Origin of the sequence: Streptomyces sp. NPDC057249, from assembly GCF_042669245.1 — a bacterium.
GTDB lineage: Bacteria > Actinomycetota > Actinomycetes > Streptomycetales > Streptomycetaceae > Streptomyces.
In genome coordinates this window covers 35289-46622 of sequence record NZ_JBHUXS010000020.1, presented here as the reverse complement: position 1 = coordinate 46622, position 11334 = coordinate 35289, and the positions used below count along the sequence as shown (strand labels likewise).

Genomic DNA, 11334 nt, shown 5'->3' with positions numbered 1-11334 from the left:
AGGACGGCATGAGGGTCATAGGCACGCTGGAAGACGGAGCCGCCTACTCCGTGGAAGTCACCGGTCAGGAAGACCGGCCGGTGACCGGCTCGCGCCGCGTACGTGCGTTGGTCGAGCAGCAGATTGGGCGCCCGGTGCTGCTCGGCCCGCTCGGGCCCCGGCGCGACCTGGCGGCCACGGACACCGCCGCGGTGCTCGCGCTGCTGCGCGACCGCACGAGGGTGGTGGAGGTCAGACAGTGATGGCGAATACCCAGAGGTGAGGGTCGGGGCCGGGCAGGATCACGTAGTGAACGATGGCGGTGCGCGTCGTGATGACGCGTACCGACTCGTCCATCTCGTACTTGTCGGCCTGAGGCCAGGACCACGGGTCTTCGCAGGCCCGGACGATTGCCGTCTTGAGCTCGTCCCGAGCAGTTGCGGGCAGGTCGCGGATGGTCTGGCCGACTGCGGACGCGAAACGGGCCGGGATCGCGGTCACTCGCCGAAGACCTCGGACATGCTCATCGCGCCGTGCTCGGAGCGACCTGCGGCATCCCACTCTCGGAGGGCTCCCCGTGCCAGCTCAGTGGCCCGGGCTTCCCTGTCGGGTGCGCCCGGTGCTTCGGCTGCGCGCAGCACGTGCTCCACGTACTTGTCGACCGGCAGCCCGTACCGCCGGGCGGAGTCTGCGACTTGGCCCGCCAGTTGGTCGTCTACGGACACCGTCAGCTGAGTCATGCTTCGAGAGTAGCGAGCGGCGGGAACCGGCGGCAGGGGAACGGCCCGAGACGTAAGCGGCTCTGGCCCGGACTCTGCCGCCGTGGACTACGCATACGCCGTGAAGAATCTGCCCCAGCCCGCCGCCGACCCGGCCGGAGGCGACCCGGCCGACCCGCCGCCCGAGGAGATGCAGCCGCCCCAGGAAGATGACGCGCGCCCCTGGGCCGGCGATGTCTACGACGAAGGTGATGAGACGGACCCCGCGCAGGCGTACGCCGCGCTGTCCGGGCCGAACGGTGAGCAGGCGTGGCTCGACAAGGCCGAGGACGGCACCCTTACCGGCTGGGTGCGGGACGAGACCGGGCAGGTCTGGCGGTACTCCGACCCCGACACCTGGGCCATCGACGTGGACGACGCAGGGATGCAGGAGACCGGAGGCACCCATGGGCAGCCGCCGGCCGAGGGCGCAGGCGGCCAGGGCGCCGCCGTTTCCGACCCGGGAGCCGGCTCCCCGGACGATGTGGAGCCGCTCGAATTCGGCACCGCTGACGAGGTAGTCGACCCCGCCGGGGACGCCGAGGCCGAGGCCGACCCGGCTACGGAGGCCGACGAAGACCTTGACGACGGAGAAGGCCCCGACACCGCAGACGAGGACGAGAACGAGGGCGACGGCTCGGCCAAGAAGAAGAAGGGCAAGGCGCCGTGGCAGTGAGCCGGCGGTGCGGGGCGGCCCGCTACACGGCCAGAGCAGGACGCTAACCCCTTCGCGGAGGCACGGTGCGCACCGCCCGAGACGTCCGCCAGGAGGAACCCGCCGTGCCCCGTACCCCGCCGCCCAGCCGCTCGCGCCCGAGCAGGGGCATTGTCCGCGCCATCTATGCCGTCACCGGCGTAGTGGATGAGGTTCAAGACCTCATTCTGCCCGGGGCGTTCACCCGGACTCTTGCCAACCGCAGGGTCAAGAGCGTCTGGCATCACTCGTGGAAGGACCCGGTCGGGAGTGTGCTGGAGGTGGAGGAGTGGCTGCCGGGCGACCCGCGGTTTGCCACCATCCCCGACGGCAGTGTCTGGCCGCGTGCGGCGGGCGCACTGGTGGCGACCGTCCAGTTCAACCTGGGTACCTCCTGGGGCCGCGACGCGTACGCGCAGGTCAAGCAATGGCATGAGAACGGCGAGGCGGCGTTCTCCATCGGATTCAAGGTCCCGCCCGGCGGGGCTTCCAAGCGCCACGACGGGGTGCGGATCATCCACGATCTGGATCTGTTCGAGGTCTCCCCAGTTCTGCACGGCGCCAACACCCTCACGCGAAGCCTGGAGGTGAAGGCGTTCGCCGACGGGGGCCAGGAAGGGCTGGAGCATAAGGCGACGTGGTCGGCTGTCGAGTTGAAGGCGGCCGAATCGAGCGTGGGTTCTGGCGTGATGGTCGCGCTGAAGCTCCAGCCCGACGTCGCAGCGAAGATCGCGCGCCCCGACGGCACCCCGGCCGAGCACCTGCACATTACGCTCGCCTACCTGGGGGACGCCGCAAACCTCGGCGGCCATCCGGACGACCTGCGCGACATCGTCGCACCGGCCGTCACCGGCAGCAGCCCGCTGGCCGGCACGATCGGCGGAATCGGCCGCTTCCCCGACACGGGAGACGGCGAACCGACGTGGGTACCGGTGGATGTGCCCGGTCTCGCGGAACTACGCCAACGAGTCGTGGACGCGCTACGGACCTCGGCGTACGCCGACAAGCTGGACTCCCGGCACGGCTACACCCCGCACATCACCCTCGGCTACGGACTCCCAGAGGGCGCCCCGGTAGCCGCGACGCCCGTCACGTTCGAGCAGATCGCCGTTGTCCGAGGCGCAGACACCTCGTTCGTCCCCCTGGCCCCGGCGGCCGAAGAAGCCCCCGCCCCCGGCCAGGCACCGGCCGCACAACAGCCGCCGGTCGAGACGAAATCGGCCGCGCAGCTCGTGCTGGAAGCGAAAGCCGCCCACCCTGCCGCCCGCATCGAGACGAAGTCGGCCGCCCGCATCGTGCTCGAAGCGAAGTCCCTTCCCTCCCCGGAGACCGCCGCTATGCGCCCCATGCCCCTGTCCTACGAACAGCTTCACGCCCGACTCGCCGACTCTGTCCGGCGCCTCTTCAAGAACGACGAGAAGGGAACGAGCGACGGCTGGGTGTGCGTCGAGGCGACGTTTCCCGACCACGTCGTCGTCACCCAGCACAATGACGACACCGGTAGTACGACCTTCTCCGTCCCCTACGTCATCGCCGGCCGGGAGATTGACCTCGGCAAGCCGGCCGAGGTCGAGCTGACCACCGTGGCGTTGCCCGTCACCGGTGACACCCACGGCGTCAGCGGCTCCGAGGAGACCGAAGCCCGGTTCGTCCAGCCCACCGCCGTGGCTCTGGACGACGCCACCGCCTTGATCGAGGTATCCGACGCCGGACCCGCTCACCTCGAACACCTCAAGCCGAAAATCAACCAGCTCCTCGCCACGCTCGCAAAGAAGGGTCTCCCCATGGACAAGCACAACAGCACCCCCAGCCGTTCCTCCCTGAACCTGTGGGACGACGACTACGACGTCACCGACGGCTGGGACGACGACGAACCGGAGCCGGACACCGACGACACCGGTGTTCCCCAGGGGAACACCCCGGACGCCCCGCCGGCCGAGGAGGGCGACGACACCGCCGTTCCCCCGGGGAACACCCCGGGCACCACGGGGTCCGGCAAGCCCGATGACGCCGACCTGGAGGACGACACCGAAGAGGTCCGGCTCGACGCCGACGAGGTAAAGGCCACGCTGGCCTCTCTCGCCCTCTGACCTGCACAAACACCGGGCTCCCGAGCGCACGTACTTTCGTGCCCGGGAGCCCGAGACGGTAACCCCCGCACTCCCCTTCCATAACGCCTCGCGTTGAGGCGTCCCGGTGCTGGCCGGGCGAGCGACGCACGCCATCGCCCATCCAGCACAGGAGAGTGCAACCCCCATGGCTACCGCCACCGACAAGAGCCTCATCCGGTCCCTCAAGGGACAGCTCGCCGAGAAGTCGGCAGAGGCCGAGCGCATCGCGGGCACCTTCAAGGAGGAGAACGGCGCCTTCGTCGTCTCCACCGAGCAGCGCAACGCCTACGTCAAGACCGTCAAGGACGCGCAGGAGATCAAGGGCCTCCTCGACGCCGCGCAGGGCGCCGACACCCTGACCAGTTACCTCGACGCCCCCGAGGGCACCCCCGCGGCCGGCCAGTACTACGGCAGCGCCGCTACCGCCGGCCCGGAGGTCAAGAGCCTCGGCGACTACTTCGTGGAGTCCGACGCCTACCGGCGCGCCGCGGAGACCTCCTTCAAGGAACGCCCGTACATTCGGGCCGAGATCGAGGGCAAGTCCATCTTCAGCCTGTCGGCCGGCACCCACACCGTGCAGGCCCTCGGCTCCGCCCAGGACCTCGGCATCACCGACGCCCAGCGCCGGAAGTGGCACATCAGGGACCTGTTCCCCAAGGCCAAGACGAAGAGCGCCGTCCTCATCGGCATCCGCGAGACCGGGTGGGTCAACAACGCCGCGCAGGTCCCGGAGCGCCGGGCCGCCGACGGCGTGTCCGCGCCCACCGGACTCGACAGCGACGTGTTCGGCAGGGCCCCGCGCTCGAAGCTGAAGCTGGAGCCGATCAACTTCCCCATCGCCGAGATCGCCCACATGCTCGACGGACACAAGAACATCCTCGCCGACGAGCCGCGGCTGAAGCAGTTCATCAACTCGCGCCTCGTGGAGGGCATCAAGTTCGCCGAGGACTACGACCTGCTCCACTCCTCCGGCACCGACGGCACGTCCATCACCGGCCTGTTCAACACCCCCGGCGTGCAGACCTACGAGGGCCTGGCCAAGGACAAGTTCTCGATCCAGATGCGCCGGGCCATGACCCGGTCCCTGCTCGCCGAGTACGAGCCGACCGGCATCGTCATCAGCCCGACGATGTGGGAGGAGGTGGAGGTCGAGACCGACGACACCGGCGCCTTCCGCGTCGCCCTCCAGGTCGCCGTCGGTGCGCAGAAGCGCGTCTGGCGCCTGAATGTCGTGGAGACCACGGCCATGCCGGACGAAAACTACCTGCTCGGCAGCTTCGGAATGGGTGCCCAGCTCTACGACCGGGAGAACGTCTCGGTCACCGTCTCCTCGGAGAACTCGGACAACTTCGAGCGCGGCGCCCTCACGTTCCGCGCCGATGAGCGCCTGGCCCTGGAGGTCAGCCGCCCCGAGTCGTTCGTGGTCGGCTCCTGGACCACCCCGTCCGGCGGCTGACCCAGCCGCGGAAACCTTACGCGGGGCCGGGCCGTACGGTCCGGCCCCGCCCCCCTTTGCAGAGAGCGAGGACTGCCGTGGAAGACACGGAAGGGCTGGGCACGGCCCTCACCCGGCTCCTGGACGAGCCCGACCGACCAAAGGGCCCGCGGTGCACCGTCGGCGCGATCCTCGACACGCTGGACGCAGCGACGGCCGCCAAGGTCCAGACCGTGCTCGACACCCCGTCCGTGTCCTCTACGCGGATCGCGGACACCCTCACCGAGGCCGGACACCGCATCCAGGCCCCGGCCGTCGCCCGGCACCGCCGCCGAGACGCCTCCAACGGGTGCAGGTGTCCCCGATGAGCCTGGGAACCGACCTTGACGCGCTGCTCGCGCCGGCCGCCGCCGAGCAGAGCACACCACCCGAGACCACCCGGCCCACCATTTCGGCCCCGAGAGGGTGGGAGCCGGGTGTGCGGTACGAGCCCGGTGGCAGCATGCTCGTCACCGCGCCGGCCGCGGACTCCCCGCCCCAAGACGAGAACGGGTGGCGGGCCCGCGTGGAAGAACTGGGGCTGGTCGTCCCCAACGGCTTCCGCGTGCGCCTGGTCGAAGCCCGCCACGACCCCGCTGCCTGGCACCGTGACGCCCAGGGCGAGGATGCCGTCACCCGGCCCGTTTGGCGCTGCCGCTACCTCATCGAGCCGTCCATGCCCGGCTGGGCGTCCGCCGAAGACCTCAACGCCCTGATCCGGGACGTGATGCGCCGCCGCCGCAAGCCGCGCAGCCCCGCAGCAAGCAGCGCCCGTGCGCTCGCCGTGGTGTACGCGGACCCCCAGGTCGGAAAGGTGGGCAGGGATGGCGGGACGAAGGAACTGGTGGCCCGTGTCGCCGAGCGGTTCGACCGCCTGGAAGACCACCTGCGAGACCTGGCCAAGGTCGGCCGGGCCCCGGACTCGGCGTACTGGCTGGACGCCGGAGACTGCATCGAGGGCTTCGAGAACGTCACCAGCCAGGCGTTCACCAACGACCTGACGCTGACCCAGATGGTGCGCGTGCACCGGCGGCTGACGTTCGAGGGCCTGGACCGCCTCGCCACCAGCTTCCCCCGTGTCGTCGCCGCCACCTGCGGCTCGAACCACGCCCGAGTACGGCGCGGCAAGGACCCTGTCGGCCCGCCCGAGGACGACTGGGGCATCGAGGTCATGAGCCAGATCGCCGACGCCTACGCCAAGAACCCGGACGCATACGGGCACGTCTCGTTTGTGACCCCGGAGCCCTGGCGTGACTCCGTCAGCCTCGACATGGCCGGGACGATCGTCGGCCTGAACCACGGCCACCAGTACGCCCGCCCGGAGAAGGCCGCCGACTGGTGGCGCGGTCAGGCGTTCGGCCGCCAGCCCGTTGGCGACGCCAAGATCCTCGTCTCCGGGCACTTCCACCACTTCCGTGCGCAGGCAGTCGGCGCCGGCCGCCTGTGGGTACAGGCCCCCACCCTGGACAACGGCTCGGACTGGTACGCGATGCGCTCCGGCGAGGTGTCCCAGCCCGGCCTGCTGGTCTTCTCCGTCACCGCCGACGGCTGGGACGACCTTCGCATTCTGTGACCGCGACTCAAGCCCTCCGCCTGCGGCACGCTGCACCCCCTCGTACTCGATCTGAAGGGAATCCCATGGGCCTCTACAACGCCGCAGGCGCCCGCATCACGAAGGCCGCCTTCCCCGCCACCGACGCACCCGACCCGCTGAAGCGGGTCACCGCCGACGTGTACGCCACCCGCCACTTCGACGAGGGCAGCCGGCCGAGCGACACCCGCGACAGCGTGCCCGAGGGGTCGATCAAGACCCTGCTGTTCAAGGCCGGGGCGATTCTGCGCCAGTCGCAGATCGACGCACTGTTCCCCCCGGCAACGGTCGCCTCCGTCAGCCCGGCGACCGGCCCGGCCGCCGGCGGCACGGTCGTCACCATCACCGGAACCAACCTGGACGGCGTCGCCAGCGTCAAGTTCGGGGCCACCGCGGCCACGGACCTCAAGGTGCTGTCGGCCGGACGCATCCAGGCCACCACTCCGGCCGGCACGGCGGGCGCCGTCAGCATCGTCGTCGGCGATGAGGCGGGCAACGTGACGAAGAACAACGCCTTCACGTACGCCTGACCGAGACGGTAGCGGCGCGCACGGTCCAGGGTCCTCCTTCCCGTACACCAACACGGCAGGAGGACCCTGTGACCCCGCCCCGCACCCGCAAGACCACCACGGCCGACATCGAGGAGACGACTCCCGGGCCGGCTGAGACGACTGAGCCGACCGAAGCCCCCGAGAACAAGACGGCGGCCACCCAGACCGAGACCAAGACGCCCGAGCTCGCGGAGACCAAGACGCCCGACGTCGCGCCGCTGGAGCCCCCGGCCGAGCCGGAACCGGCTCCGGAGCCCGACCAGCTCACCACGGCGCGGCAGCTCCTGCCCGCGCAGATCACCGGCCTGATCGTGGACGCGGCCACCGGCCAGGCCCCGCCCGACCCCGACGCCGTATTCGTGCAGGTGCAGCCGCCGCACGGCAACACCTTCCGCTGCACGGCGCGCCTCATCGAGCACTTCGGGATGGGCACCTACAACACCCCCGCCACGCGGCTGCTCGTGCCGATCGGGGCCGACCTGAAGCGCGGCCAGATGGAGCGGGTCGTCGCACGCCTCCGTTCGCAGCTCGCCCCGACCGCAGAGTAGGAGGACCAACAGGTGACGGTGTACGACTACACGCCCGTCTACGGCGGCGCAGTGATCGACCCGGCCGCAAACGGTGGGGAGGTCTCACGGATCGACCTGTACGACAGCCCGGAACGCAGCGGCACACCGGCGGCCACCGCTGGGCCGGCCGTACGACTGCGCGATGCGGCTTACCGCTTCGCTCTGGCCGATCTGCCTGACGGACGGTACTGGTGCATCGTCACCTTCACCCCGGGCGAGGGCCGCGGACCGGTGTCCGACCGGACGGTGAGGGTCGACTTCCCGGTCGGGACCGGCCTGCTCGCGTCTGCCGAGCAGATCGCCGACAAGCTGAAGGTGCCGCTGCCGCTCAGCGCCCAGCAGCGCGAGACTTTCCGCGACGCCATCGCCGACGCCCAGAGCGACGTCGCCGGCTACCTGATGCAGCCCCTCTTGCCGCAGCCCAGGACCCTCGCGGGCGTGCACCCCGTCTACGGGTGGGACCTGTACGACGCGCGAGCGTGGCCGCTGCACGATGTGGACGACAGCGTCACCGTCGTCTCCTACAGCGAGAACCCGGACGGCTCGTACGATGTGCAGCTCCTCACCGGCTTGAACGCCGCCCGGGAAGAGCCCATCGTCAGGTATGTCATCGCGCACGCCGCCGAGAGCATCCGCAACGATCCCGGCACGGCCGGAGGCGATGGTGCCGGCCGCCGGGTGACGTCCCTGTCGGCCGAGGGCCAGTCGGTCAGCTATGACGCCGCCCCCCTCGAAGGGCAGGCTGGGGCCCTGCCCACGCTCGCCTCCCTGGCCGGGTACCGCAAGCGGGTATACCGGCCCATCCCCGTAACCCCGGCAGCCCCATGGCCGTACGGCCGCGGCCGCCGCTACAGCAGGTGGTGAGCCGGCCGTGGCTGTTCTCCTGCCCAACCGGCAACTGACCTCGTACGTCCTGGCTCACCCGTGGGGCCGGGACGCACGCGGCGTCCCCGTTCCGCCTCCGCCAGGCGCCCGGCCGACGCCCGGCGAACCCCGGCCGGGCGCCGCCAACGAGCAGGCAGACGGCTCGTGGACCCTGCGAGTCGCCCCAGAGGAGTGGCCGTTGAAGGCCGGCGACGTCCTGGGCGACGGAGAGCTCACCTGGACCGTGGTGACCGCGCTCCTCAAGAACATCCCTGGGCACGGCGCAGCCGACTACATCGCGGTCGTCGCCACCCTGAACCCGCCCGAGGTGCCCTGATGGCGAAGTTCCACGTCGAGCCGGGCCTTGAACAGAAACTCGCCCAGCTCATCGCTCCGCAGGTCCACGAGATCGCGCGCCGGGTCGAGCGGCAGGCCAAGGTCTTCGCACCACCCACGAAGAAGTGGATCACCGTCGCTGACGACAAGGTCCGTCCCACGCACGCCAAGGCCCACGGCCAGGAGGTGCCCGCGAACCTGCGCTTCAAGATCAAGTCGATGCGATGGGACATGCAGCACCGCGGCCTTGGCCCCACCACCTACATGAAGGAGCCCCGGGACTCCTCGTCCCGGGCCGTCGCCAACATCAAGAACTGCCGCTGCCACGCCCAGAGCATCTCGGACGGCATCTCCCGCAACATCCGCACGCTCCCGCCCGTCGTCGCCGGTTCCACCGTCACCGTGAAGGTCGTAGCGGAAGGGGAATGGGTGGTCCCCGCTGAGATCGGAACCGTCTACCCCGGCAACCTGGAAGCCAAGGGCGCCTTCTACATGAAACGGGCTGCTGCGGCCGTTGCCGCGCGCCGGTAGCTGTTCCCCGGGGGAACAGCTACTGCCCGGCCACGGCGCAGCGGTCACGCACGCGAGCGGGCGACACAAGCCGTCCGCTCCTGCACTCTTCCGCCTCATGACGAACACCCGAAAGCCCTCCACCACCACCGACGACACCACCACCGCCTCCGTGCCGGCCACGATCACCGCCGAGACCAAGACGGTCATCGGCCCGCCGCTCCAGCACGGAGAGACCCCCGAGGAGATCACCTTCGCCCACCACCTGCGCATCGGCGGCCGCGACTTCCGCCCGGGGCAGAAGGCGCACGTCTCGCCCGACTACGCCCGCCAGCTCCGGGGCAACGGCTACATCGCCCGCGGACGCGCCTGACCATGAACGACGCCTACGCCCTCGCCGACGCCGACGAGGTCGCGGCCGTACTCACCTGGCTCGCCGAGCACCCGAAGGTCACCGCAGCGCTCGGCGGGCCCGGACACGTCTCCGGCACGCGGGAAGCGCCGTGGCCCCACCTTCGGGTCGCCGCCGGCCCGGGCGGTGATCTCGGCACCCTGACCTGGCGCACCGAACCTGAGGTGACGTTGGAGCTGTTCGGCGACCCGGGCGGCTGGCCCGGCCCGGCAGCCCTGAGCAGGCTCCTGAAACTGTGCGCCGTCGCCGCGGCCGAGCTCCCCGGTGCGCCGCCGGTGCCCGGCCAGCCCGTCATCAGCGGAGTTCGCCCCTCTGGCGTTCTCCTCGAATCCCCCCTTGAGACAGGCCAGCCCCGGTGGCTCATGGGCCTGCTCGTCACCCAACACCCGAACCCGGAATCCTCATGACTCACACCAGCACACCCGTCACCGAAGGCACCGTGTGGATCGCCCCCGCCGGGACCGCTCCGGACGAAGCCGGTGCGTGGACGCTCCTGGGCTTCGCAGAGGACATGACCTTCGAAGCGGCAGCGGCCGGCCCGGACACCCCGCTCCTCTCCACCAGCGGCGAGGCGACCTTCACCCTGTCGTCCCTGTACTGGCCGTGCGATTCGACCGCGCGCGTCATCGAGGACCATGCCCGGCGTGAACGGATCGCCGCAGCATTCGCGGAGGCGCTGACCGCCTCATACGTGCCCCCGTGCCCTGCGCCGTTCCCTACCAGGCGTTACCTCGAACGCTAGACCGCGGACAAGCCCGCCACGCTTCCGAGCCCGGGACGGTAGCCAGCCGCCTTCCCCATCGTGGCCCGGCCCTTTCCCCCGGTTACGAGGAGACCCATAGCCATGGCTGGCGAAATCACCAATGCGACGCAGATCGTTGTCCCTGCCCGGACCCGAGTATGGCTCGCCGTCGTCGGCACCGAGGCGCCCGCCGACGCCACGGCGCCGCCGGCGGCGGGCTGGTACTCGGTCGGCCTGACCACCGAGGACTCGCTGAAGTTCAACGAGGAGCCGCAGTTCGAGACGGTCAAGAGCGCCCAGACCGACTTCCCTTCGCGCACCTTCCAGACCTCGGACTCGGCAACGATCGAGGTCGATCTCCAGCAGTGGAACGCCAAGAACTTCAAGGCGGTGTTCGGTGGCGGCACCATCTCGGAGATCACCCCCGAAGGGGGGACAGGCGGGAAGCACTACAAGTTCGCACCGCCGCGCATCGGCGGCCGCACCGAAGTCGCCGCCATGATCGAGGTCACCGACGGCGCCAAGGTCTACCGGTACATCATCCCGCGCGCCATGCAGATGGAAGGCGTTCAGACCGACCTCCAGAAGGCGAAGGAAGCGGTACTGCCGCTGCGCCTGGCCGTCCAGGGCGGCGACGACTCGGACGCCTGGTACCTGATCACCAATGACCCGGCCTTCGCCGACGCCGCGTAACCTGGCCGGGTACACGACAAGGCCCGTCCGGGCGTGGGAGATGCGGACTT

The 11334-nt window shown here is 70.3% G+C and carries 17 protein-coding genes; 15 read left to right on the top strand and 2 right to left on the bottom strand.

The features are described from left to right. Nucleotides 1–8: 8 nt before the first annotated feature. Nucleotides 9–242 (top strand): hypothetical protein, encoded by a 234-nt coding sequence (locus ACFUJY_RS29325; protein ID WP_383305245.1) that lies wholly within the window; start codon nucleotides 9–11, stop codon nucleotides 240–242. Here ACFUJY_RS29325 and ACFUJY_RS29320 read toward each other — a convergent pair. Further along, a complete protein-coding gene (locus tag ACFUJY_RS29320; protein WP_383305243.1) occupies nucleotides 232–480 on the bottom strand; it encodes a hypothetical protein in 249 nt (82 codons plus the stop codon). The two genes, ACFUJY_RS29325 and ACFUJY_RS29320, sit on opposite strands and share 11 nt — an antisense overlap. Next, nucleotides 477–719, bottom strand: a complete 243-nt coding sequence (locus tag ACFUJY_RS29315; RefSeq protein ID WP_383305241.1) for a hypothetical protein — start codon at nucleotides 717–719, stop codon at nucleotides 477–479. Before ACFUJY_RS29315 ends, ACFUJY_RS29320 begins: the two co-directional genes overlap by 4 nt. 82 nt (nucleotides 720–801) lie before the next feature. On the opposite strand from ACFUJY_RS29315, the gene ACFUJY_RS29310 reads away from it, so the two are divergent. The 14 genes from ACFUJY_RS29310 (at nucleotide 802) to ACFUJY_RS29245 (ending at nucleotide 11284) form a co-directional block, all read left to right on the top strand. Further along, nucleotides 802–1413: a hypothetical protein gene (locus ACFUJY_RS29310; RefSeq protein ID WP_383305239.1), complete on the top strand. Its 612-nt coding sequence runs from the start codon at nucleotides 802–804 to the stop codon at nucleotides 1411–1413. 290 nt (nucleotides 1414–1703) lie between these two features. Then, nucleotides 1704–3521, top strand: coding sequence for a 2'-5' RNA ligase family protein (locus ACFUJY_RS29305; protein WP_383305237.1), 1818 nt, complete (start codon nucleotides 1704–1706; stop codon nucleotides 3519–3521). Between the two features lie 166 nt (nucleotides 3522–3687). Next, nucleotides 3688–4998 carry a phage major capsid protein gene (locus ACFUJY_RS29300; RefSeq protein WP_383305235.1) on the top strand — a complete coding sequence of 437 codons (1311 nt, stop codon included), beginning with the start codon at nucleotides 3688–3690 and terminating at the stop codon, nucleotides 4996–4998. Between the two features lie 77 nt (nucleotides 4999–5075). Further along, nucleotides 5076–5345, top strand: a complete 270-nt coding sequence (locus ACFUJY_RS29295) for a hypothetical protein (RefSeq protein ID WP_383305233.1) — start codon at nucleotides 5076–5078, stop codon at nucleotides 5343–5345. After that, entirely contained in the window at nucleotides 5342–6589 is a 1248-nt protein-coding gene (locus ACFUJY_RS29290; RefSeq protein WP_383305231.1) for a hypothetical protein, read from the top strand. Before ACFUJY_RS29295 ends, ACFUJY_RS29290 begins: the two co-directional genes overlap by 4 nt. A gap of 65 nt (nucleotides 6590–6654) precedes the next feature. Continuing rightward, nucleotides 6655–7137 carry an IPT/TIG domain-containing protein gene (locus tag ACFUJY_RS29285; RefSeq protein ID WP_383305229.1) on the top strand — a complete coding sequence of 161 codons (483 nt, stop codon included), beginning with the start codon at nucleotides 6655–6657 and terminating at the stop codon, nucleotides 7135–7137. Nucleotides 7138–7205: 68 nt separating this feature from the next. Then, nucleotides 7206–7706 (top strand): hypothetical protein, encoded by a 501-nt coding sequence (locus ACFUJY_RS29280; RefSeq protein ID WP_383305227.1) that lies wholly within the window; start codon nucleotides 7206–7208, stop codon nucleotides 7704–7706. A gap of 12 nt (nucleotides 7707–7718) precedes the next feature. Beyond that, on the top strand, nucleotides 7719–8591 hold the full coding sequence (locus ACFUJY_RS29275) for a hypothetical protein (RefSeq protein ID WP_383305226.1): 873 nt from the start codon (nucleotides 7719–7721) through the stop codon (nucleotides 8589–8591). 7 nt (nucleotides 8592–8598) lie between these two features. Beyond that, complete coding sequence (locus ACFUJY_RS29270) at nucleotides 8599–8928, top strand: hypothetical protein (protein WP_383305224.1); 330 nt, start codon at nucleotides 8599–8601, stop codon at nucleotides 8926–8928. Continuing rightward, nucleotides 8928–9458, top strand: coding sequence for a hypothetical protein (locus ACFUJY_RS29265; RefSeq protein WP_383305222.1), 531 nt, complete (start codon nucleotides 8928–8930; stop codon nucleotides 9456–9458). The genes ACFUJY_RS29270 and ACFUJY_RS29265 overlap by 1 nt, the downstream gene beginning before the upstream one ends. A 97-nt stretch (nucleotides 9459–9555) precedes the next feature. Next, entirely contained in the window at nucleotides 9556–9810 is a 255-nt protein-coding gene (locus ACFUJY_RS29260) for a hypothetical protein (RefSeq protein ID WP_383305220.1), read from the top strand. A 2-nt stretch (nucleotides 9811–9812) separates the two neighbouring features. Beyond that, nucleotides 9813–10256 carry a hypothetical protein gene (locus tag ACFUJY_RS29255; protein ID WP_383305218.1) on the top strand — a complete coding sequence of 148 codons (444 nt, stop codon included), beginning with the start codon at nucleotides 9813–9815 and terminating at the stop codon, nucleotides 10254–10256. Further along, nucleotides 10253–10591 carry a hypothetical protein gene (locus ACFUJY_RS29250; RefSeq protein ID WP_383305216.1) on the top strand — a complete coding sequence of 113 codons (339 nt, stop codon included), beginning with the start codon at nucleotides 10253–10255 and terminating at the stop codon, nucleotides 10589–10591. The genes ACFUJY_RS29255 and ACFUJY_RS29250 overlap by 4 nt, the downstream gene beginning before the upstream one ends. A gap of 102 nt (nucleotides 10592–10693) precedes the next feature. Next, complete coding sequence (locus tag ACFUJY_RS29245; protein ID WP_383305214.1) at nucleotides 10694–11284, top strand: hypothetical protein; 591 nt, start codon at nucleotides 10694–10696, stop codon at nucleotides 11282–11284. Nucleotides 11285–11334: the final 50 nt, after the last annotated feature.

Bases quoted from the DNA above. Each gene is read 5' to 3' on its own strand.
- ACFUJY_RS29300 (WP_383305235.1), top strand. From the start codon at position 3,688: ATGGCTACCGCCACCGACAAGAGCCTCATCCGGTCCCTCAAGGGACAG.
- ACFUJY_RS29315 (WP_383305241.1), bottom strand. From the start codon at position 719: ATGACTCAGCTGACGGTGTCCGTAGACGACCAACTGGCGGGCCAAGTC.
- ACFUJY_RS29245 (WP_383305214.1), top strand. From the start codon at position 10,694: ATGGCTGGCGAAATCACCAATGCGACGCAGATCGTTGTCCCTGCCCGG.
- ACFUJY_RS29325 (WP_383305245.1), top strand. From the start codon at position 9: ATGAGGGTCATAGGCACGCTGGAAGACGGAGCCGCCTACTCCGTGGAA.
- ACFUJY_RS29250 (WP_383305216.1), top strand. From the start codon at position 10,253: ATGACTCACACCAGCACACCCGTCACCGAAGGCACCGTGTGGATCGCC.
- ACFUJY_RS29265 (WP_383305222.1), top strand. From the start codon at position 8,928: ATGGCGAAGTTCCACGTCGAGCCGGGCCTTGAACAGAAACTCGCCCAG.
- ACFUJY_RS29260 (WP_383305220.1), top strand. From the start codon at position 9,556: ATGACGAACACCCGAAAGCCCTCCACCACCACCGACGACACCACCACC.
- ACFUJY_RS29290 (WP_383305231.1), top strand. From the start codon at position 5,342: ATGAGCCTGGGAACCGACCTTGACGCGCTGCTCGCGCCGGCCGCCGCC.
- ACFUJY_RS29255 (WP_383305218.1), top strand. From the start codon at position 9,813: ATGAACGACGCCTACGCCCTCGCCGACGCCGACGAGGTCGCGGCCGTA.
- ACFUJY_RS29285 (WP_383305229.1), top strand. From the start codon at position 6,655: ATGGGCCTCTACAACGCCGCAGGCGCCCGCATCACGAAGGCCGCCTTC.